This is a genomic window from Xanthomonas sp. CFBP 8151 (assembly GCF_011761885.1).
GTDB lineage: Bacteria > Pseudomonadota > Gammaproteobacteria > Xanthomonadales > Xanthomonadaceae > Xanthomonas > Xanthomonas arboricola_B.
In genome coordinates this window covers 904750-926027 of record NZ_JAASQZ010000002.1, presented here as the reverse complement: position 1 = coordinate 926027, position 21278 = coordinate 904750, and the positions used below count along the sequence as shown (strand labels likewise).

The 21278-nt window shown below is 68.1% G+C and carries 19 protein-coding genes and 2 pseudogenes; 11 read left to right on the top strand and 10 right to left on the bottom strand.

Annotation, left to right across the window (positions count from 1 at the left end):
- Positions 1–6: 6 nt before the first annotated feature.
- The 7 genes from glpK to FHT08_RS11885 form a co-directional block, all read right to left on the bottom strand.
- Complete coding sequence (glpK, locus tag FHT08_RS11915) at positions 7–1506, bottom strand: glycerol kinase GlpK (protein ID WP_104607501.1); 1500 nt, start codon at positions 1504–1506, stop codon at positions 7–9.
- Between the two features lie 133 nt (positions 1507–1639).
- Entirely contained in the window at positions 1640–2461 is an 822-nt protein-coding gene (locus FHT08_RS11910; RefSeq protein ID WP_104538773.1) for an MIP/aquaporin family protein, read from the bottom strand.
- A gap of 177 nt (positions 2462–2638) precedes the next feature.
- A complete protein-coding gene (gene glpD / locus FHT08_RS11905; RefSeq protein ID WP_166775172.1) occupies positions 2639–4153 on the bottom strand; it encodes a glycerol-3-phosphate dehydrogenase in 1515 nt (504 codons plus the stop codon).
- 224 nt (positions 4154–4377) lie between these two features.
- On the bottom strand, positions 4378–5205 hold the full coding sequence (locus FHT08_RS11900; RefSeq protein WP_104538771.1) for a DeoR family transcriptional regulator: 828 nt from the start codon (positions 5203–5205) through the stop codon (positions 4378–4380).
- Between the two features lie 55 nt (positions 5206–5260).
- The gene (locus FHT08_RS11895) at positions 5261–6244 is read right to left on the bottom strand and encodes a PDR/VanB family oxidoreductase (RefSeq protein WP_104538770.1); all 984 of its coding nucleotides are present in this window, start codon (positions 6242–6244) and stop codon (positions 5261–5263) included.
- The gene (locus tag FHT08_RS20030; RefSeq protein WP_243849017.1) at positions 6237–6461 is read right to left on the bottom strand and encodes a hypothetical protein; all 225 of its coding nucleotides are present in this window, start codon (positions 6459–6461) and stop codon (positions 6237–6239) included. Before FHT08_RS20030 ends, FHT08_RS11895 begins: the two co-directional genes overlap by 8 nt.
- A gap of 269 nt (positions 6462–6730) precedes the next feature.
- Positions 6731–7807 carry an aromatic ring-hydroxylating dioxygenase subunit alpha gene (locus tag FHT08_RS11885; RefSeq protein ID WP_166775171.1) on the bottom strand — a complete coding sequence of 359 codons (1077 nt, stop codon included), beginning with the start codon at positions 7805–7807 and terminating at the stop codon, positions 6731–6733.
- A 256-nt stretch (positions 7808–8063) separates the two neighbouring features.
- Here FHT08_RS11885 and FHT08_RS11880 point away from each other — a divergent pair, with 256 nt between their 5' ends.
- The 9 genes from FHT08_RS11880 to FHT08_RS11840 all read left to right on the top strand — a co-directional run bounded on the left by FHT08_RS11880 (position 8064) and on the right by FHT08_RS11840 (position 16628).
- A complete protein-coding gene (locus FHT08_RS11880; RefSeq protein WP_104538768.1) occupies positions 8064–8927 on the top strand; it encodes a CoA-transferase in 864 nt (287 codons plus the stop codon).
- Complete coding sequence (locus FHT08_RS11875) at positions 8924–9712, top strand: CoA-transferase subunit beta (protein ID WP_166775170.1); 789 nt, start codon at positions 8924–8926, stop codon at positions 9710–9712. The genes FHT08_RS11880 and FHT08_RS11875 overlap by 4 nt, the downstream gene beginning before the upstream one ends.
- Complete coding sequence (gene pcaF / locus FHT08_RS11870; RefSeq protein ID WP_166775169.1) at positions 9709–10917, top strand: 3-oxoadipyl-CoA thiolase; 1209 nt, start codon at positions 9709–9711, stop codon at positions 10915–10917. The genes FHT08_RS11875 and pcaF overlap by 4 nt, the downstream gene beginning before the upstream one ends.
- 80 nt (positions 10918–10997) lie before the next feature.
- A complete protein-coding gene (pcaH, locus tag FHT08_RS11865) occupies positions 10998–11726 on the top strand; it encodes a protocatechuate 3,4-dioxygenase subunit beta (RefSeq protein ID WP_104538765.1) in 729 nt (242 codons plus the stop codon).
- Positions 11727–11730: 4 nt separating this feature from the next.
- The gene (pcaG, locus tag FHT08_RS11860; protein WP_104538764.1) at positions 11731–12294 is read left to right on the top strand and encodes a protocatechuate 3,4-dioxygenase subunit alpha; all 564 of its coding nucleotides are present in this window, start codon (positions 11731–11733) and stop codon (positions 12292–12294) included.
- 293 nt (positions 12295–12587) lie between these two features.
- Positions 12588–13970: a 3-carboxy-cis,cis-muconate cycloisomerase gene (locus FHT08_RS11855; RefSeq protein WP_343204151.1), complete on the top strand. Its 1383-nt coding sequence runs from the start codon at positions 12588–12590 to the stop codon at positions 13968–13970.
- Between the two features lie 10 nt (positions 13971–13980).
- Positions 13981–14769, top strand: a complete 789-nt coding sequence (gene pcaD, locus FHT08_RS11850; protein ID WP_166775168.1) for a 3-oxoadipate enol-lactonase — start codon at positions 13981–13983, stop codon at positions 14767–14769.
- A 261-nt stretch (positions 14770–15030) separates the two neighbouring features.
- Positions 15031–15435 carry a 4-carboxymuconolactone decarboxylase gene (gene pcaC, locus FHT08_RS11845; RefSeq protein ID WP_047126250.1) on the top strand — a complete coding sequence of 135 codons (405 nt, stop codon included), beginning with the start codon at positions 15031–15033 and terminating at the stop codon, positions 15433–15435.
- A 266-nt stretch (positions 15436–15701) separates the two neighbouring features.
- Entirely contained in the window at positions 15702–16628 is a 927-nt protein-coding gene (locus FHT08_RS11840; RefSeq protein ID WP_047126249.1) for an alpha/beta fold hydrolase, read from the top strand.
- 16 nt (positions 16629–16644) lie between these two features.
- Here the strand turns inward: FHT08_RS11840 and FHT08_RS11835 are convergent, their stop codons facing one another.
- A complete protein-coding gene (locus FHT08_RS11835) occupies positions 16645–17505 on the bottom strand; it encodes an IclR family transcriptional regulator C-terminal domain-containing protein (RefSeq protein WP_047126248.1) in 861 nt (286 codons plus the stop codon).
- A 147-nt stretch (positions 17506–17652) separates the two neighbouring features.
- Between FHT08_RS11835 and FHT08_RS11830 the strand changes: the two genes are divergently transcribed.
- Together FHT08_RS11830 and FHT08_RS20025 are read left to right on the top strand one after the other, a co-directional pair.
- The gene (locus tag FHT08_RS11830) at positions 17653–18513 is read left to right on the top strand and encodes a PA4780 family RIO1-like protein kinase (protein ID WP_047126247.1); all 861 of its coding nucleotides are present in this window, start codon (positions 17653–17655) and stop codon (positions 18511–18513) included.
- A gap of 4 nt (positions 18514–18517) precedes the next feature.
- Positions 18518–18616 (top strand): annotated as a pseudogene (locus FHT08_RS20025) (alpha/beta hydrolase); the annotation flags it as partial.
- On the opposite strand, the pseudogene FHT08_RS20020 reads toward FHT08_RS20025, so the two are convergent.
- Positions 18615–18725, bottom strand: a pseudogene (locus FHT08_RS20020) (DUF2490 domain-containing protein); the annotation flags it as partial. The pseudogenes FHT08_RS20025 and FHT08_RS20020 overlap by 2 nt on opposite strands.
- Before the next feature lie 183 nt (positions 18726–18908).
- A complete protein-coding gene (gene mnmG, locus FHT08_RS11825; RefSeq protein ID WP_047126246.1) occupies positions 18909–20813 on the bottom strand; it encodes a tRNA uridine-5-carboxymethylaminomethyl(34) synthesis enzyme MnmG in 1905 nt (634 codons plus the stop codon).
- Positions 20814–21278: the final 465 nt, after the last annotated feature.

Below are 21278 nucleotides of genomic sequence, written 5' to 3'. Positions count from 1 at the left end.
GCGGGGTCAGCTGATGCGGAAGCCCATCGTCGCTTCCACCGCCTGCTGCCAGCCGGCATAGAGTTGTTCGCGCTTGTCGTCGGCCATGGCCGGCTCGAAGCGGCGATCCACCGCCCACTGCTTGGCGATCTCTTCGCGGCTGCTCCAGAAGCCGGTCGCCAGACCGGCCAGATACGCCGCACCGAGCGCGGTGGTTTCGGCCACTTCCGGGCGCAGGACCGGCACGTTGAGCATGTCGCTCTGGAACTGCGCCATGAAGTCGTTGGCGATCGCGCCACCGTCGGCCCGCAGCTCCTTCAGCTCGATGCCCGAATCGGCCTGCATCGCAGTCAGCACGTCGCGGGTCTGGTACGCCATCGATTCCACCGCCGCACGCACGAAGTGCTCCTTGGTGGTGCCGCGGGTCAGCCCGAACACCGCGCCGCGGATATCGCTGCGCCAATACGGCGCGCCCAGACCGACGAAGGCCGGCACCAGATAGACCCCGTCGTTGTCGCCGGCACGTTCGGCATAGGCCTGCGAGTCGCTGGCCTTGCCGAGCATGCGCAGGCCGTCGCGCAGCCACTGCACGACCGAGCCGGCGACGAAGATCGAACCTTCCAGCGCGTACTCGACCTTGCCGTCGATGCCCCAGGCGATGGTGGTCAACAGACCGGCCTTGGACGCAACCGCCTTGTCGCCGGTATGCATCAGCGCAAAGCAGCCGGTGCCATAGGTGTTCTTGGCCATGCCCGGTTCGAAGCAGGCCTGGCCGAACAGCGCCGCCTGCTGGTCGCCGGCGATCCCGGCGATCGGCACCTGCTCGCCGTAGAAATACTGGGTCTGGGTCATACCGTAGATTTCGCTGGACGAGCGCACCTCCGGCAGCATTTCCTTCGGCACGTCGAGCATGGCCAACAGCTCGGCGTCCCACTCCAGCGTGTGGATGTTGTACATCAGCGTGCGCGAGGCATTGGTGTAGTCGGTGACATGCACCTTGCCGCCGGTGAGATTCCAGATCAGCCAGCTGTCGATGGTGCCGAAGGCCAGTTCGCCGTTGCGCGCGCGTTCGCGGGCGCCGTCGACGTGGTCGAGGATCCACTTGACCTTGGTGCCGGAAAAATATGCATCGATCAGCAATCCGGTCTTGTCGCGCACCATCTGCTCGTGCCCGGCCTCCTTGAGCTGGGTGCAGATGTCCTTGGTCTGCCGCGATTGCCAGACGATGGCGTTGTAGATCGGCTGGCCGGTGGCCTTGTCCCACACCACCGCGGTCTCGCGCTGGTTGGTGATGCCGATACCGGCGATCGAGCGCGCATCGATCTGTGCGTTGTTGAGCAGCTCGGTGATCGTGGTGTAGACGCTGGTCATGATCTCGCGCGGGTTGTGTTCCACCCAGCCCGGCTGCGGAAAGATCTGGCCGAACTCGCGCTGCGCCACGCCGGCCACCTTGCCGTTGCGATCGAACAGCATCGCGCGCGAACTGGTGGTGCCTTGATCGATCGCAAGGACGTATTGCTTTTCCATCGGAGATTCCTCGAACAATGCCGGCGCTGGCGCACGGCGAGAAAGTGGGCGGTGCACGCCGCTGCTGGAGAGGCCGATAACCCCATGGCCTGCCCGGCAGCGGGGCCGTGCTGTCAGTCGTGCCGCAGTACGATCAGCGCGGATCGAGCGGCGGTTTGCCGCCCTGCAGATGGCGCACGCGTGCCGGCAGGAACGGCAGGATCAGCCACTGGTAGGCGAGCGCGCCGATCGGGCCGCCGATCAACGGCCCGACAATGGGAATCCACCAGTAGTTGTCCTTGGCCGGCAACGCGGCCTCGCCCCAACCGGCAAGGTAGGCGAACAGGCGCGGGCCGAAGTCGCGTGCCGGATTCATTGCCCAGGCTTCCAGATAGCCCATCGACGCGCCCAGCGTCGCCACCAGCAGGCCGATCATCAGCGCGCCGGAGTTGGCGGTCGGCGCGGCTTCGTTGAATTGTTCGGTGATGGCGAAGATGCCGAAGATCAGGAACGCGGTGATGATGATCTGGTCGACCAGCGCATGCATCGGCGTCACCGCTAGGCCGGGTGCAGTGAAGAACACCCCGGCGGCGCCACCGGCTTCGCGGGTGAGTTGCTGCACCTGGTTGTAGTGGTCGATGACCGGGCCGTACAACTGGTAGACGATGGCCGCGCCCAGGAATGCACCGATCACCTGCGCACCCCAGTACGGCAGCACCTTCTTCCATGAGAAACCGCGGAACAACGCCAGCGCCAGCGTTACTGCCGGGTTGGCATGCGTGCCGGACACCGAGCCGGTGACATAGATCGCCAGCGTCACCGCCAGGCCCCAGGCGATGCACACGCCCCAGTAGGCGTTCTGGTACGGGCTGGGGTCGTAGAGGACGTACATCGCCGCGACCGAATCGCCGAGCGCGATGATGATGAACATCGCCACCGCCTCGGAAATCAACTCACCCACGAGTTGGCGGCTCATGCGCGCGTCCTCGTGCCGATGGCGATGACGCAGCCAGGGTGGTGCGATGCGCGCATTGGCGCGCAGGGGTCTTCGGTGATGCTCATCAGGGTGCCCTCCACGTGACTCAGGATGATGCCGGCAAATGCGCCAGGATACGTTGCCGCGCGACCCGTCCTCGCCGGCAGCGTGGTTCGATCAGGCCGGCACGCCGTCCGCCTGCCGGACCGAGTGTGTCTGCAGATATGCCTCCAGGCGTTCGCGCCCGGCTGCGTCGATGCGCAGGCCGAGTTTGCTGCGGCGCCACAGGATGTCGTCGGTGGTCACGGCCCACTCGTGGGCACGCAGGTAATCCACCTCGGCCTGATACAGGTCGGCACCGAAGTGCGTGCCCAGGGCGGCGATGTCCTGCGCCTGGCCCAGCAGCTGTTCCGCACAGGTGCCGTAGTTGCGTACCAGCCGTTGCGCGGTGGGCGCCGGCAGCCACGGGTACGCGTTGCGCACGCGCTCGAGCAGGCTGGCGATATCGCGTTGTTCGCCGCCGGGCAATGCATCGCCGCGCGCGGTCCATGCCGGCTTGCGTGCACCCAGCGCCTGGGTGAGGCGGTCGACCGCTTCTTCGGCCAGTTTGCGATAGGTGGTGAGCTTGCCGCCGAAGACGTTGAGCAACGGTGCGCCATCGGTGAGCATTTCCAGCTGGTAATCGCGGGTGACTTCGGCGGCGTTGTCCTCGGCATCGTCGAGCAGCGGACGCACGCCGCTATAGCTCCACACCACATCGCCGGGAGCGATCTGCTGCTGGAAATACAGGTTCACCGCATCGCACAGGTACTGCACCTCGGCCGCATCGATCCTGGGCGCGGCGGGGTCGGCCTGGTAATCCACGTCGGTGGTGCCGATCAGGGTGAAGTCATGCTCGTACGGAATGGCGAACACGATGCGCCGATCCGGTTGCTGGAAGATGTACGCATGGTCGTGGTCGAACAATTTGGGCACCACGATGTGGCTGCCTTTGACCAGGCGCAGTGCGTGCGTGTGCGGCACTGCGGCGACCGTGTCCAGGAACGACACCGCCCATGGGCCGGCCGCATTGGCCAGCGCACGCGCCTGCACGGTGCGGCGGCGGCCGTCGCGGTCTTCCAGCTCGGCGTACCAGAAGCCTGCATCGCGCCAGGCACCGACGCAGCGCGTGCGCGTGTGGATCTGTGCGCCACGTCTGGCGGCGTCCATCGCATTGAGCACCACCAACCGCGCATCCTGCACCCAGGCATCGGAGTACACGAAGCCGGTGCGCAGCGATTCCTGCAGCGGCTGGCCAACCGGGTGCGTGCGCAGCGACAGCCGGCGCGAGCGCGGCAGGCTGCGCTTGCTGCCGCCGAGATGGTCATACAGGAACAGCCCGGCGCGAATCATCCAGGCCGGGCGCAGATGCGGTTGATGCGGCAGCAGGAAGCGCAGCGGCCAGATGATGTGCGGGGCCAGCCGCAGCAGCACCTCGCGCTCGGCCAGCGCCTTGCCGACCAGCGCGAACTCGTACTGCTCCAGGTAGCGCAGGCCGCCGTGGATGAGCTTGGTGCTGGCGCTGCTAGTATGCGCGGCCAGATCGTCCTGTTCGCACAGGCACACCGACAGGCCGCGCCCGGCCGCATCGCGGGCGATGCCGACCCCGTTGATGCCGCCGCCTATCACCAGAAGATCGTATGTCTCGCCCATCGGTGTCTCCGTCCGGGCGCGCCAGCAGCGAACCCAAGTTGTCATGTTCGAACATATTCGAACATCAAACCTTTTCGGGGCGTGAAGAGCCGTTAGACGTGGGAATCAAGCACTTGGGAAATAGAAGTGCCTATCGAAGCCGGCATTTCGATAGTCAAGGAGGATCATGAAAGCAGCCCGATCGACATGCCCATGCCGCAAACGCACAAAAACGAACAATTGGCTCAGCCGGCGTCGCCAGGCTCGGCCAGATGCACGCGGGTGCCGGCCTCGGCCAGCACGGCAGCCAGTTCCTGCGGTGGCGGCCGGTCGGTGAACCAGTCGTGCACCTGGGCGATCGCGCCCAGTCGCACCATGGCGTTGCGGCCGAACTTGCTGTGGTCGGCCGCCAGCAGCACCTGCCGCGAGTGTTCGATGATGGCCTGGGCCACGCGCACTTCCTGGTAGTCGAAGTCCAGCAAGGTGCCGTCCAGATCGATGCCGGAAATGCCGATCACCCCGAAGTCCACCTTGAACTGCCGGATCAGCTCCACCGTCGCCTCGCCGGTCACGCCCTGGTCGCGCCCGCGCACCACGCCACCGGCCACGATCACCTCGAAGCTGGGGTTGGCGCTGAGCATCACCGCCACGTTGAGGTTGTTGGTGATCACGCGCAGGCCGCGGTGCTGCAGCAAGGCGCGCGCGACCTCTTCGTTGGTGGTGCCCAGGTTGATGAACAACGAGGCATCGTCGGGAATGAAGCGGGCGACCCGCGCGGCGATGTGCTGCTTCTCGCGCGCCTGCAGTGCCTTGCGTGCGGTGTAGGCCAGGTTTTCCACGCTCGAGGGCATGCTGACGCCACCGTGATAGCGGCGCAGCACGCCGGCATCGCACAGCAGGGTCAGGTCGCGACGGATGGTCTGCGGCGTCACCTCGAAGCGCGTCGCCAGCCCTTCCACCTCGGCAAAGCCCTGCTGCCGCACCAATGCCACCAATTGTTCCTGGCGCGGGTTGAGTGCCGGCGCCGGGACCGTCCTGTAGTGAGTCGACTCCATGCGCAGATGATCGCGCATGCGCGTGAGGATGCAAACACGCGCTGCACGCGCGTCGGCGTGTCGATGGCCGCGCTCAGCCCAGCGCGCCGCGGTAGCCGGTATCGATGCTGATGCTGCCGCCCACCGCGCGCGAGACGCAGGCGCACAGCTTGCGGTTCTCGCGGCGCTGTTCGTCGCTGAAGAACACATCGCGGTGATCGATATCGGCCGCGCTGTCCAGCACCTCGACCGCGCACAGCCCGCATTCGCCACGCCGGCATTCGGCGATCAGCTCGACTCCGGCGGCGGCCAGCGCATCCAGCATCGATTCGTTCTCGGCCACCGGCACTTCCAGGCCGAGCCCGGGCAGCTTGACCACGAACGCCTGCGCCGGCACCCGCCCGCTGTTGCCGAAGGTTTCGAAATGCAGCCGCGCGCGCGGACGCCCGGCGCCATGCCAGTGCTGGCGCACCGCTTCGAGCATGCCGAGCGGGCCGCACACGTACACCTCGGCATTGGCCGACAGCCGCGCCAGCGCGGCGGCAAGATCCGCCGGGCCGGCGCCGTCGTCGCATTGCAGCTGCAGGCGCTCGCCGAGCAGCGCTTCCAGTTCGTCGACATAGGCCATCGCACGGCGCGTGCGCCCGGCATACAGCAGGCGAAACGCGCGGTGGCGGCGCGCCAGCCGCTGCGCCATGCCGATGATCGGGGTGATGCCGATCCCGCCGGCGATCAGCAGGATCTCCTCGCCGCCCTCGTCCAGCGCGAAGTTGTTGCTGGGCGGGGAGATCTCCACCACGTCGCCGGGCTGCAGCGTCCACATGTGCCGCGAGCCGCCGCGGCTGTCGGGCATCTGCCGTACCGCGATCTGGTAGTAGCCATCGGCACGCGGCTCGCCCACCAGCGAGTACGAGCGCACGTCGGCGCGGCCGTGCAGCTGCACGCGAAAATCCAGATGGCTGCCGACCTCGAAGCCGCGCGCCGCGGTGCCCGGGTCGAGCACGATTTCGCGCACGCCCTCGCAGGCGTCGGCAATGCTGACCACATGGGCGCGGTGCCACCGGGTGTCTTTACGCATGGGAAACTCCAGGCAGAGGGGTGGGCCGGGTGCTGCCGGCAGTGGCGGGATGGGCGCGGCCGATCAGCGCGCCGCCGCGCACCTGGGTGATCGCCGCCGGGGTCTGCAGCACGTGGCGCAGATTGCGATGGGCCAGCCGTGCGTGTTCGCGCATCAGCGCTTCGGCGCACGCGCCCTGGCGGTCTTCGATCGAGCGTGCCGCGCAGTTCGATCGCATCGTGCACCTCGCGTTCGCCGAAGGCCTGCGCCGCCTAGCCGCCGCCCGGCAGTGCGCTGGCCAGGCCCTGTTCGCACAGCCGCTGCAACGCCGTGCCACCGAGTGCGCGACATGCCCCGCCGCTGCCCCACCGCCAGCTCGGGCAAGCGCGTTCCGGCCGGCGGTGCCGTCGCGGATCAGTTCGCGTAGCGACAGCAGCGCGCGCGTGGTCTGCGCGGCACTGCTGCGAAACGGGGTGGCGGGTGACATGGACACCTCCGATGCGGTGCTCAGCCCACCATGCGCAGCGACAGTTCCTGCGCGCGCTGCTCCTGGGCGATCAGCCGATCGATCACGCGGCGCGCCCACATGCCGCCGGCATCGACGTTGAGGTTGTAGAAGGTGTGATCCGGATGCGCGTCGATGGCGCGCTGCTGCGCTTCCAGCACCGCCTCGTCCTCGCCGAACACGCCGGTGACGCCTGCACGGGTCAGCGTGGTCAGCGATTGATCGTGCAGCGCGTAGTTGCGCATGAACGCCCAGAAGTAGTGGCAGGTGGTGTCGGTTTCCGGCGTGATGGTGTTGAGTACGTAGCCGTTGACGCCCTGGCTGCGGTCGCCCTCCGGCGCACCGGTGCCGGCGATGGCCACGCCGACGTCGATGGCGATGGTGCCGGGCGCTTCGAAGCGGATGATCTGCCAGCGGTCGACTTTGCCGCGGTAGTCCAGATGGCGCGCGATCTGGCTGGCCCAGAACGGCGGTGCGTCGATGTTGCGCATCCAGCGCGACACCACCACCGAGCGGTCGCCATGCATCACCTCGAACGGCGCTTCGGCGATCTCGTCCTGGCCGATGCTGGAGCCGTGCACGAAGGTCTCGTGGGTCAGGTCCATCAGGTTGTCCAGCACCAGCCGGTAGTCGCACTTGGCATAGATGGTGCGGCCATCACCGGCCCAGGCCGGATCGTGCGCCCAGTGCAGGTCGGGAATCAGGCGGGTATCGGCCTGCGCCGGGTCGCCCGGCCAGATCCATACATGGCGATGCTTTTCGGCCACCGGAAAACTGCGCACGCACGCGGAGGGATTGATGGTCTCCTGCGAGGGCATGTGCACGCAGCGGCCCTGGCTGTTGTAGACCAGCCCGTGATAGCCGCACACCACATCGTCGCCGCGCAGCTTGCCCATCGACAGCGGCACCAGGCGATGCCAGCACGCATCTTCGAGTGCGATCACCGCCCCGGCAGTGGTGCGATAGACCACCACATCCAGGTTGCAGACCTTGCGCGGGGTCAGCGCGTGCCTGATCTCGTGGTCCCAGGCGACGGCGTACCACGCGTTGCGGGGAAACAGCTGCTTGGACTGGGACATGACCGTGGCTCCTGGGGTTTGTAGACAACCTGGGGTGCGGATCGGCAGCGGTGCGCCGGCTGGCGACCAGTTGACGCGCATGCCGGCGCTGGCGTCTGCCTGCAAGTGGAGTTATGTATACACCGGAGACAATGTTGAGGCGTCGGTTGCTCGCCGAAATTGTGCGATTATCGAATTGATGAACCGATAATCGAATTGACCGGGCCGTGCAGCTGCGCCTAACGTGACCACACGCTCGCTGTGCAGGACCGAAGCAATGGCCCAGATCGTCCCCCTTTCAGAAGCGGTGTCCCAGCTGATCGCCGACGGCGACTGCGTGGCGATGGAAGGCTTCACCCATCTGATTCCGCATGCGGCCGGCCACGAGGTGATCCGCCAGCGCAAGCGCGACCTGCACCTGGTGCGCATGACCCCGGATCTGATCTACGACCAGCTGATCGGTGCCGGTTGTGCATCGGCATTGCGGTTCTCGTGGGGCGGCAATCCCGGTGTCGGCTCGCTGCACCGGCTGCGCGATGCGGTCGAACATGCGTGGCCGCAGCCGCTGCAGATCCGCGAACACAGCCATGCCGACATGGCCAACGCGTACGTGGCCGGTGCCTCGGGCCTGCCGTTCGCGGTGCTGCGCGGTTATGTCGGCTCGGACCTGCCGCGCGTCAACGACAGCATCAGGTTCCTGCAATGCCCGTACACCGGCGAGACGCTGGCCACCACGCCGGCGGTCAGGCCCGATGTCACCGTGATCCATGCGCAGCAGGCCGACCGCCGCGGCAACGTGCTGCTGTGGGGCATCCTGGGCGTGCAGAAGGAAGCCGCGCTGGCAGCGCGCAAGGTGATCGTGACGGTGGAAGCGATCGTCGACACGCTGGATGCGCCGCCCAACGCCTGCATCCTGCCGCGCTGGGTGGTCGATGCGGTCTGCCACGTGCCCGGTGGTGCGGCACCGTCGTACGCGCATGGCTATTACGCCCGCGACAACCGCTTCTACCTGGCCTGGGATGCGATCGCGCGCGACCGTGCACGCTTCCAGGCCTGGATCCAGACGCACATCCTCGACACCGAGGACTTTGCTGCGTTCCAGCGCGTGTACGCGCACTCGCTGCTGCAGGTGGCCGCATGAGCGAGGTCAGCACCAACGAGATGATGACCGTGGCGGCGGCGCGGCGCCTGCCCGATGGCGCGGTGTGCTTCGTCGGCATCGGCCTGCCGTCCACCGCCGCCAACCTGGCGCGGCTGACGCATGCGCCGGATGTCACCCTGATCTACGAATCCGGCCCGATCGGCGCGCGCCCGGAGGTGCTGCCGTTGTCGATCGGCGACGGCGAACTGGCCGACACCGCCGACACCGTGGTCTCCACGCCGGAAATCTTCCGCTACTGGCTGCAGGGCGGCCGCGTGGACGTGGGTTTCCTGGGCGCGGCGCAGATCGATCGCCATGCCAACCTCAACACCACGGTGATCGGCCCGTACGACGCGCCCAGGACGCGGCTGCCCGGCGCGGGCGGTGCGCCGGAGATCGCGGCAAGCGCCAAACAGGTGTTCATCATCATTCGCCAATCCAGACGCAGCTTCGTGCCCGCGCTGGACTTCGTCACCACCGTCGGGCATCTGGACGGTGGCGATGCGCGGCAGCGTGCCGGCCTGCCCGGCGCTGGCCCCACCGTGGTCGTCACCGACCTGTGCGTGATGGAGCCCGACCCCGTGACCCGCGAACTCACCGTCACCGCCCTGCACCCCGGCAGCACCCGCGAGCAGGTGCGCGCGGCCACCGGCTGGCCGATCCGCTTCGCCGCCGATCTGGCGCAGACCATGCCACCCAGCGTTGCGGAATTGCAGGCGCTGCGCGCGCTGCAGGCACGCACCGATGCAGCGCATGGCAAGCAGGCAGCCGGAGCCGAGGCATGAGCGAGGTCTATCTGATCGATGGCATCCGCACGCCGATCGGCCGCTATGGTGGCGCCCTGGCCAGCGTGCGCGCCGACGACCTGGGCGCGCTACCGATCGCCGCGTTGATGGCACGCAATCGGCAACTGGAGCCGGCGCTGATCGACGACGTGTACCTGGGCTGCGCAAATCAGGCCGGCGAGGACAATCGCAATGTCGCGCGCATGAGTCTGTTGCTGGCGGGGCTGCCCAGTTCGGTGCCCGGCAGCACGCTCAATCGCCTGTGCGGCTCGGGGCTGGATGCGGTTGGCACGGTGGCGCGCGGCATCCGTGCCGGCGAGCTGGGGCTGGCGATCGCCGGCGGGGTCGAATCGATGACCCGCGCGCCCTGGGTCATGGGCAAGGCCGAGAGCGCGTTCGCGCGCACGCAACAGCTGGAAGACACCACGATGGGCTGGCGGTTTATCAATCCGCGCCTGCAGGACGCCTATGGCGTGGAGCTGATGGGCGAGACCGCGGAGAACGTGGCACAGCACCATGCCATCGCACGCGAAGACCAGGACGCGTTCGCGCTGCGCAGCCAGCAACGCGCCGCCGCCGCACAGGCGGCCGGTTTCTTCGATGCGGAAATCACCCCGGTGGCGGTGGCCGCACGCAAAGGGGGCGAGGCGACCACTGTCGATCGCGACGAGCATCCACGCCCGAACACCACCGCCGAGATGCTGGCCAAGCTCAAGCCGGTGTTCCGCCAGCCCGGCACGGTGACGGCTGGCAATGCGGCCGGTCTCAACGATGGCGCTGCCGCCTTGCTGCTGGCCTCTGCGCAGGCCGTGCACGCGCATGGACTGACCCCGCGTGCACGCGTGCTCGGCTTCGCCTCGGCCGGTGTGGAGCCGGCCTACATGGGCATCGGCCCGGTGCCGGCCACGCAGCGCCTGCTGGCACGCCTGGGCCTGCGCATCGCGCAGTTCGACGCGATCGAACTCAACGAAGCCTTCGCCGCGCAGGTGCTGGCCTGCACGCGCGCGTTCGGCCTGGCCGACGATGCCGCGCATGTCAACGCCAATGGCGGCGCCATCGCGCTCGGCCATCCCCTGGGCATGAGCGGCGCGCGGCTGGCGTTGACCTTGTTGCGGCAACTGGAGGCGGGCAACGGGCGGCTTGGGCTGGCCAGCATGTGCATCGGGGTCGGGCAGGGCGTGGCGCTGGCGATCGAGCGCGTGTAGTGCGCCGATTGCAACCGCCGCTGCCAAGACCGCACACCCACGTTTTGATCCTGCCGTAGCGCAACCGATGGAGATCCCGCATGCGCGACCCCAGCTCTGACACGTCGATCGATCCGCTGCTCGGCTATCGCCGGCCGCGGATCGGCACGCAGCCGGCCTACCTGCATCTGCCCTACGCATCCACCGCATTGCGCGGCCCCACGCGCGCGCCGATCGAACTCCCGGCCACGCTGTCGGAAGTCACCGGCCCACGATTGAATCGGCTCACCCTGGGCGAGCATGCCGCCGACCTCACCGCCGGCTTTGCGGGCGAGCCGTTGGGCGAGCGCATCATCGTGTCCGGCCGCGTGCTCGACGAAAACGGCAAGCCGGTGCGCAACAGCGTGGTCGAGGTGTGGCAATGCAATGCCGCCGGCCGCTATCAACATGCCGGCGACCGGCACGACGCACCGCTGGACCCCAACTTCCGCGGCACCGGCCAGGCGCTCACCGACGACCACGGCCGCTACGCGTTCAAGACCATCAAGCCGGGCGCGTATCCGTGGCGCAATCACTACAACGCCTGGCGGCCGGCGCATATCCATTTTTCGCTGCACGGCGATGGCATCGGGCAGCGGCTGATCACCCAGATGTACTTCCCGGGCGACCCGCTGCTGGCGCACGACCCGATCTACAACTGCGTGGACGATGCGCAGGCACGCGAACGCATGGTGTCCCGCTTCGACTGGGAAAACGCGGTGAGCGAATACGCGCTGGCCTACCGCTTCGACATCGTGTTGCGCGGCCGCAAGCAAACGGTCTGGGAGTGAATCGATGAGCCTGCACACCACCCCCTCGCAAACCGTTGGCCCGTACTACCGGCTCGGGCTGGAGCCGCTGTATCGCGCGCAACTCGCGCCTGCGCAGGCCGCGGGCACGCACGTGCGGATCAGTGGTTGCGTCTTCGATGGCGCTAGCGCCCCGGTGGCCGACGCAGTGCTGGAACTGTGGCAGGCCGATGCGGCCGGCATCTATGCGCATGCCGCCGATGCGCGCTGCCAGGCGCACGATCCCGGCTTCGATGGCTGGGGCCGCGTGCCGACCGACGCGCAGGGGTGTTTTTCCTTCAGCACCGTCAAGCCGGGCCAGGTCGCCGGTCCGGACGGCAAGCTGCAGGCCGCGCACCTGACCGTGCTGGTCTTCATGCGCGGGCTGTTGCGCGGCGTGTCGACGCGGCTGTACTTCGCCGACGATCCGCAGCTGGGCAGCGACCCCATCCTGGCCCTGGTGCCGGGCGAGCGCCGCAACACGCTGCTGGCGCAATCGCGCGGTGGCAGCGATTACGTGTGGGACATCCACATGCAGGGCGATGCGGAAACGGTGTTCTTCAACTATTGATCGCGCCGTCGGTGCGCGGGTTGCCATGCAGGGTTGTCTCCGTGCGAGCAGCACACCTGCACCTGCGTGCAGATGCGGCACACCGGTCGCCGCGCGCCGGGCAGGCAGGTGCCAGCGCGCGCTGCCCTCAGTGATCCATCGCGATCGCGTGGCACCTGCGTGCAATGCGGTGATCCGCCGCGACACGCGCCTTGGCCAAACATGCAGCACGCGCACATGACCGGCCTGGACAACCGCGCGTGCACACCACCAAGCGCCGCGCCCGCCGGTTGGCACTCCCGCGCATCGGTGCCATGCTGCCGGCATGCCACCCGAGGCCATGCATGACTGTAACGTCTTCCCTGTTGGGATCCTTGTTTGGCGAGCCTGCCTGCGACGCGTTGTTCGACGACACGGCGCGGGTGCAGGCAATGCTGCAATTCGAATCCGCACTCGCCCGCGCACAGGCGCAGTGCGGCGTGATTCCCGCCGAGGCCGCGCAGGCCATTGCGGCCGCATGCGACGTGCAGCATTACGATCTGGCCGCGCTGGCCCAGGCCACCGCACTTGCCGGCAATCCCGCCATTCCCCTGGTCAAGGCGCTGACCGCACGCGTGGCCGCCCACGATGCGCAGGCCGCGCGCTGGGTGCACTGGGGCGCCACCAGCCAGGACGTCATCGACACCGGCACGGTGCTGCAGCTGCGCGCCGCGCTCGACCTGCTGCTGCCGCGCCTGCAAGGCCTGTGCGCCGAGCTGGCTGCGCTGGCCGCGCGCGAACGCAACACCGGCCTGCCCGGACGTACCTTGCTGCAGCAGGCGGTGCCGATCACGTTCGGGCTCAAGGTCGCCGGTTGGCTGGATGCGCTACAGCGCGCGTACCGCCGCCTGCAAGCCTTGCAGCACGATGGCCTGGTGCTGCAGTTCGGGGGTGCGGCCGGCACGCTGGCGTCGTTGCAGGCGCGCGGACTCGATGTCGCCCAGGCGCTGGCAACCACGCTGGCGCTGCCGTTGCCCGCGATGCCGTGGCATACCGCGCGCGATCGCCTCGTCGAGGTCGGCTGTGCGTTCGGCCTGCTGGCCGGCACGTTGGGCAAGATCGGCGGCGACGTGGTGCTGCTGATGCAGTCGGAAGTCGGCGAAGTGTTCGAGCCGGCCGCAGCCGGCAAGGGCGGTTCCTCGGCGATGCCGCACAAGCGCAATCCGGTCTCCAGCGTCGCCGCGGTCGCTGCTGCCACCCGCGTGCCCGGCCTGGTGGCGACCTTGTTCAGCGCAATGGCGCAGCCGCATGAACGCGCCGCCGGGCAATGGCATGCCGAATGGGAGACCTTGCCGCAGATCGTGCGCCTGACCGCCGGCAGCCTGGCGCAGATGCAAGGCTGCCTGGCCGACCTGCAACTGGACCGCGAGGCCATGCGCGCGCACCTGCACAGCCATGGCGGCGCGCTGTATGCCGAGGCGGCGGTGTTCGCGCTGGCACCACGGCTGGGCAAGCCGCAGGCGCATGCATTGGTCGAACAGGCGGTGGCGCGCGCACAGGCGCAGCAGCGCCATCTGCGCGAGGTGCTCGGCGACGACGCGCAGGTGAGCGCGGTACTCACGCAGGCGCAACTGCAGGCGGTGTTCGATGTGGACAGCTGGCGCGGCATGTCCTCGGTCTGGATCGATCGCGTGCTGGCTGCTTCTTCATCCCGCTGACGGTGCTCCGATGGCTTATCTCCAGTTGCCCACGCATCGCCTGCATTACCGCCTCGACGGCACCGAAGGCCGCCCCTGGCTGACCTTCTGCAATTCGCTGGGCACCGACCTGCACATGTGGGACGTGCAGATCGCCGCGTTTGCGCCGCATTACCGCATCCTGCGCTACGACCGCCGCGGCCATGGCGACTCTGACACGCCACCCGGTCCGTATCGGGTTGCCGACCTGGGTCAGGACGTGCTGGCGCTGTGGGATGCGTTGCAGATCGCACGCAGCGACTTCTGCGGCCTGTCGATCGGGGGACTCACCGGGCAATGGCTGGGCCTGCATGCGCCGCAGCGCCTGCGCCGGCTGGTGGTGTGCGCCACCGCGCAGAGGATCGGCAGCAGCGAGAGCTGGAATGCGCGCATCGAGCAGGTGCGCAGCGAAGGCCTGCCGGGGCTGGTCGATGCCACCCTGCAGCGCTGGTTCACGCCGTCGTTTGCGCTCAGCCATGCGCAGCGCCTGGACATGATCGTGGCCGCCTTCGTGTCGACATCGCCGCAGGGCTATATCGCCTGCTGCCAGGCGGTGGCCCACGCCGACTTCCGCGGTGCGCTGGACACGCTGGAACTGCCGCTGCTCGCACTGGCCGGTGACGACGACCCGGTCTGTCCGCCGGCAGATCTGCGCGAGATCGCCTACGCCGCCCCGCACGGCCACTTCGCACAGGTGCCCGGCCGGCATATCTGCAACCTGGAGTCGCCGGCCGCGTTCAACCACAGCGTGCTGGGCTTTCTGAAGGCCGACCACGGGTGACCCTCCACCCGGCCAGGCAACTGCCGGACGCGTGGAGCCGGTACCCCGATCCGGCAGGTACGGCGCTCGGCATTCCCGCTCATGCGTTGCATCTGCGCCCAGCTGGCCACAGCCGGCTGTCTGTTGCCGGCCATGTCGATGGCGACCCATGCGCCTGATATGTCAGCGCGCACCGCGCGGCCGCAGCTGACCTGCAGCGGCCGCCAGCACCCGATTCCCCATTCCCCCATTCCCCCATTCCCCCGCGCAGGAGAGATTCCGATGCACGAAGACGAGCGTTACCAGACGGGCTTGCGCGAGCGCCGACGCGTCCTGGGCGATGCGCATGTCGAGCGCTCGCTGGCCGCACGCACCGAGTTCACCGACGAGTTCCAGGCGCTGATCACCCGCTATGCCTGGGGCACCGTCTGGACCCGCGATGGCCTGCCCGCGCACACCCGCTCGCTGCTGACCCTGGCGATGATGGTGGCGCTGGGCCACGACGAGGAGTTCAAGCTGCACGTGCGCGCCGCGCGCAACAACGGCGTCACGCCCGAGCAGATCAAGGAAGTGTTGCTGCAGGCCGCGGTCTATTGCGGCGTGCCTGCGGCCAACCATGCCTTCGCGTTGGCCAAACCCATCCTCGAAGAGCAGGCAGGCGAAGAACAGCCGGCGAGCGAAGGCTGACGGCACGGCCAGGCGCAAATGCAGCAGGCACGCTGCGCTTGCACCGCATGCGGCGGGCAATGCGACCGGTTCGGTTGGCTGCGGCCGTGGCCTGCACTCATGGCGCGCTGGGCAGGATGGCGATCCAACGCGCGCACTGCGTTGCAACCTGGCCGTTCCGTATGCACATCGCCGCTGATGACATCACCCGTCCACGACGGGATGATGGACGTGCCGCAACGGACCACCGCTTCCGTTCGCACAGGACATTGCCCACGAGGTTGCCGATGCTGCTGCGTACCGTTTGTTTGCTTTTGCTGCTGCTCACCGTATCCGGGCTGCAGGCACGACCGCATCCCGGCCCCGGAACCGAGCTGGCGCAGGTGCGCACCGACGATGGCCAGACGCTGGCGGTATGGTCGCGCGTCCCGGCGCAGCCGCGCGGCACGATCCTGCTGGTGCACGGGCGCACCTGGAGTGCGTTGCCCAATTTCGATCTGCAGGTTCCCGACGAACCGCGCGATGCGCGCTCGGTGCTGGCGGCATTGGCGCAGGCCGGCTATGCCGCCTACGCGGTCGATCTGCGCGGCTATGGCGGCAGTGCGCGCGATCGCAGCGGCTGGAACACGCCCGAGCGCGCGGTGGCCGATGTCGATGCGGTACTGAGCTGGGTCGCCCGCCAGCATCCGCAGCTGCCGCCGCCGGCCTTGCTCGGTTATTCCAATGGCGCGCGGGTGGCGCTGCTGGTCGCCCAGCAACATCCGCAAGCGGTGTCGGCGCTGGTGCTGTACGGCTTCCCGGACGATGTCGACGCAGCGCCCGATACCACCCCGGCGCCGGCGCAGCCATTGCGTGCGCGCACCACGGCCGCGGCGGCCGGCGAGGATTTCATCACCGCCAACGCCGCACCGCCTAGCGTGCGTGCGGCCTATGTGGCGCAGGCGGTATCGGCCGACCCGGTGCGCACCGACTGGCGCGCGATGGAGCAGTTCGCCTTCCAGCCGGAGCAAGTGACCACGCTGCCGGTGTTGCTGCTGCGTGGCGTCGACGATCCCATCGCGACCCAGTCGGACAACGCGCACCTGTACGCACGTCTGCGCAGCGAAGACCGCAGCTGGGTCACGCTGCCGCACGCCGATCACGTGGCGCATGTCGAGGACACCCATGCCGCCTGGGTGGATACGGTGGTGAGCTTCCTGCGCCGGCCGCGCTGAGCGCGCCCGGCGGCCACTAGCTCAACAACGCACCCAGCCGCTGCGCGGCCTGCTTCAACGGCTGCAGCAACTGCGTCTGCATGGTCTGCAGGCTCACGCGCCCGGCCTGGGCGCCGATGTTGAGCGCGGCGATCACCTCGCCGCGCAGGTTGCGCACCGGTACCGCGATCGAGCGCAGGCCGATTTCCAGCTCCTGGTCGGTCAGGCACATGCCTTCGCGGCGCGTGCGTGCCAGCACCTCCCGCAACGTCGATGCCTGGGTCACGGTGCGGTCGGTGCGCGGGCGCAGCGTGGTGCGCTCCAGGTACGCCTGCAAGGTGTCGCCGGGCAGGGCGGCCAACAGCACGCGGCCCATCGAGGTGCAGTAGGCCGGCAGGCGTGTGCCCGGGCGCAGCCCGATCGACATGATGCGCACCGTCTCGGCGCGCGCCACGTACAGCAGGTCGTCGCCGTCCAGCACGCCCAGCGAGCAGGATTCGTGCAACTGGTCGCGCAGCCCGTCCAGCACCGGCTGCGCCGCCGCAGTCATCGACGAAGACGCCGCATACGCGCCGCCAATCCCCAGCACGCGCGGCAGCAGCACGTAGCCGCGGCCCTGCTCGCCCACGTAGCCCAGCCTGGCCAGGGTATGCAGCACCCGCCGCACCGCCGCACGCGAGATGCCGGTCTCCAGGCTGATCTGCGACATCGTCACCTCGCGCGCGTGCTGGGCGAACACGCTCAGCACCACCAGCCCGCGGCCCAGCGAGGTCATGAAGTCCGGGTCGCCCTGGGCGGCGGCGATCTGCTGCATCAACTCATGCGGCAGGCCGCGTTCGCTCCCGGCGGTGACCACGGTGGCGGAGCGTTTGCGGCGGCTGGGGGCGTGCTCGGGCATCGGATCGCGGGTTGGACGGGTCCGCGCATGGTAAGCGCTCGCGCCGATGCATGCGCCCGGTCGCAGCTTGTGCCTGGACATGTAAGCGCTTCACCCTGGTTGCCGCATAATCGCTGCTGGTTTGTTTCGGATCGGTCCCCTTAGTCCATGAAAACCCCCAAGGGCCTGCAACCGCTGATCGACGACGGCATCATCGACGAAGTGTTGCGACCACTGAAGAGCGGCAAGGAAGCATCCGTCTATGTGGTCGGCACAGGCGCCGACATCCTGTGCGCCAAGGTCTACAAGGACATGGCGCAACGCAGTTTCCAGGCGCGCGTGCAATATCAGGAAGGCCGCAAGGTGCGTGGCAGCCGCCAGGCGCGCGCGATGGGCAAGGCCACCAAGTTCGGCCGGCGCGAAGCCGAGACCGCGTGGAAGAACACCGAAGCCGAGGTGCTCTATCAACTGATGGATGCCAGCGTGCACGTGCCCAAGCCGCGCGGCTATTTCCACGGTGTGCTGCTGATGGACCTGGTCACCGACGAGGCCGGCCACAGTGCGCCGCGGCTGGGCGAAGTGGAGCTGGAGCCGGAGCAGGCGCGCAGCTTCCACACCAGCCTGATCGGCGATGTGGTCAAGATGCTGTCGCTGGGCCTGGTGCACGGCGACCTGTCCGAATACAACGTGCTGGTCTCGCCCGAGGGCCCGGTGTTGATCGATTTCCCGCAGGTGGTCAGTGCTGCGGGCAACAACGCCGCCCGCGACATGCTGCTGCGCGACGTGCACAACCTGCGCGACTGCCTCGGCCGCTTCGCCCCCGAGCTGCTGGACACCCATTACGGCGAAGAGATGTGGGCGTTGTTCGAAAAGGGCGAGCTGCGCCCGGACAGCGTGTTGACCGGCCGCTTCAAGTTCGACACCCGCCGCGCCGACGTGCGTGCCATCCGCGCTTCGATCGAAGACGCACGCCAGGAAAACCTCATCCGTCAGCAGGGTCGCGAGGCCGCTGCCGAGGACGACGACTAGACCGCCGTCGCGATCGCAACAGGCCGGCCTGCCGCCGTCGACCGCACAGGTGGTGCGCGTCTTCAATCGGTGTCGATTGCCCGACCACGCCGTTGCACAGGACTGACGAACAGTTCGTCGAGCGCCACCCACGACAGTTGCGGAGACCCTGCGCCGGGCCGGACGGCTCCGATCATCTGGCGCATCCGATACCCTCCGCCGCTGAAAACCTCGTGACCTCCATCAAACGTTCCGGCATCGTCGACGCCGACGCGCTAGCGGCATGCTTGCTTCGCACGCGGCGGCATGGAGTCGCGCCGTGACGTCTGCTGACCATCATCCACGCGTTTTCAGCATGTAAACGCAGGAGTCCGAACGCACGGCCGACATTCACCTGCCGGCGCATCGGCGACCACTTACGCCACCTGACTGCGGCGCGCGCGCTCCAGATGCACCAGCAACAGCGAAATCGCCGCCGGCGTCATGCCGGCAATCCGTTGCGCCTGGCCGATGCTTTGCGGGCGCACACGCTCGAGTTTCTGCTGCACTTCGATCGACAACCCGCGCACGCCGGCATAATCGAATCCTTGCGGAATCGGCGTGGTTTCGTGGCGTTGCTGGCGTGCGATGTCGTCGCGCTGGCGATCCAGATAACCTGCGTACTTGACGCTGATCTCCACCTGCTCGGCCACCTGCGCATCGTCCACGCCCGGACCCAGCGTCGGCACGCGCATCAGCGTGGCGTAGTTGAGTTCGGGGCGCTTGATCAGGTCCAGCACGTTGGTTTCGCGGCTCACCGCCACGCCCAGGGTCTGGGCCACTTCGCGGCCCAGCGCATTGCCCGGGGTCGCCCACAGCACCGACAAGCGCGCGCTTTCGCGCTGCACCGCTTCCTGCTTGGCCGAAAACCGCGCCCAGCGCGCATCGTCGACCAGGCCCATCGCGCGGCCGACGCCGGTCAGACGCGCATCGGCGTTGTCCTCACGCAGCTGCAGGCGGTATTCGGCGCGGCTGGTGAACATGCGATACGGCTCGGTGGTGCCGTGGGTGATCAGGTCGTCCACCAGCACGCCCAGGTAGGCTTCGTCGCGACGCGGCGACCACGCCGGCAATCCCTGCACATGGCGCGCGGCATTGAGCCCGGCCAGCAGCCCCTGTGCGGCGGCCTCCTCGTAACCGGTGGTGCCATTGATCTGCCCGGCGAAGAACAGCCCGCCCACCGCCTTGGTTTCCAGCGAGGCCTTGAGCCCGCGCGGGTCGAAGAAGTCGTATTCGATCGCATAGCCGGGGCGGGTGATATGCGCCTGCGCAAACCCGTGGATCGAGCGCACCAGCGCCAGCTGCACGTCGAACGGCAGCGAGGTGGAGATGCCGTTGGGATAGATCTCGGCCACTTCCAGGCCTTCGGGCTCGACGAAGATCTGGTGGCTGGTCTTGTCGGCAAAGCGCACCACCTTGTCCTCGATCGACGGGCAGTAGCGTGGGCCGATGCCTTCGATCTGCCCGGAATACAGCGGCGAACGATGCAGCGCGCTGCGGATGATGTCGTGGGTCTGCTCGGTGGTCTGGGTGATCCAGCAGCTGACCTGGCGCGGGTGATCGCCGATCTGGCCCATGAACGACATCACCGGTAGCGGATCGTCGCCGGGTTGTTCGGCCATCGCGCTGTAGTCGAGCGTGCGCCCGTCGATGCGCGGCGGGGTGCCGGTCTTGAGCCGGTCGATCGCGAACGGCCGCTCGCGCAGACGCGCGGCCAGCGTGGTGGCCGGCGGGTCGCCCATGCGTCCTGCCGCGTACTGGGTCTCGCCGACGTGGATCTTGCCGGCCAGGAAGGTGCCGGCGGTCAGCACCACCGAGGGCGCTTCGAAGCGCAGCCCGGTCTGGGTGACCACGCCGCGCACGCTGTCGGGTTCGGCAGCGCCGTTGTGGATGATCAGATCGTCCACCGCCGCCTGGAACACGGTCAGGTTGGGCTGCGCCTCGACGATGCGGCGGATCGCGTTGCGGTAGAGGTTGCGGTCGGCCTGGCAACGGGTGGCGCGCACCGCCGGCCCCTTGGAGGCATTGAGCGTGCGCCACTGGATGCCGGCCTGATCCGCCGCGCGTGCCATCGCCCCGCCCAGCGCGTCGATCTCCTTGACCAGATGGCCCTTGCCGATCCCGCCGATGGCCGGGTTGCAGCTCATCGCGCCCACCGTCTCGATGTTGTGGGTCAGCAGCAAGGTGCGTGCACCTGCGCGCGCGGAGGCCAGCGCCGCCTCGGTGCCGGCATGGCCGCCGCCGATCACGATGACGTCGTAGCGATAGAAAGTGTCGGACATGGGCGTGGACCGGGAGCAGAAGGAGGTTGGCGGCCGCGAAAGTATCGGCTGAAGGGGGAGCGAGGTCACTCGACGGATAAAATTGTGATGTAAATCACATTATCGAACACTGACCCTCAAGTTGGCATGTTCCGTGCGGATATCCCTACTGCACCCGTCGTGGCATTGCGACATGGGCGCAAGGCTGGAATTGGAACAGGGGCCAGCCACGCGTGCGACGGGGTAGCGTAAGGGTCGGTAGTCGGGGGACTGCCGACCCTTATTTTTTCCGCGATCCAACGCCAGCCGCAACCCTGCCTTCTCGAACGGGTATGCCTGGGCGAGCCAGAGCGGACCGGACGACAAAAACATAAAGCCCCGGCATGCCGGGGCTTTATGCGTTGGAGGCGCCGATATCCGACAGGGCCGGAACAGGGGGGATCCAGATTTCCCTGTCGGACATCGACATAAGTCGGTCAGTGAGGC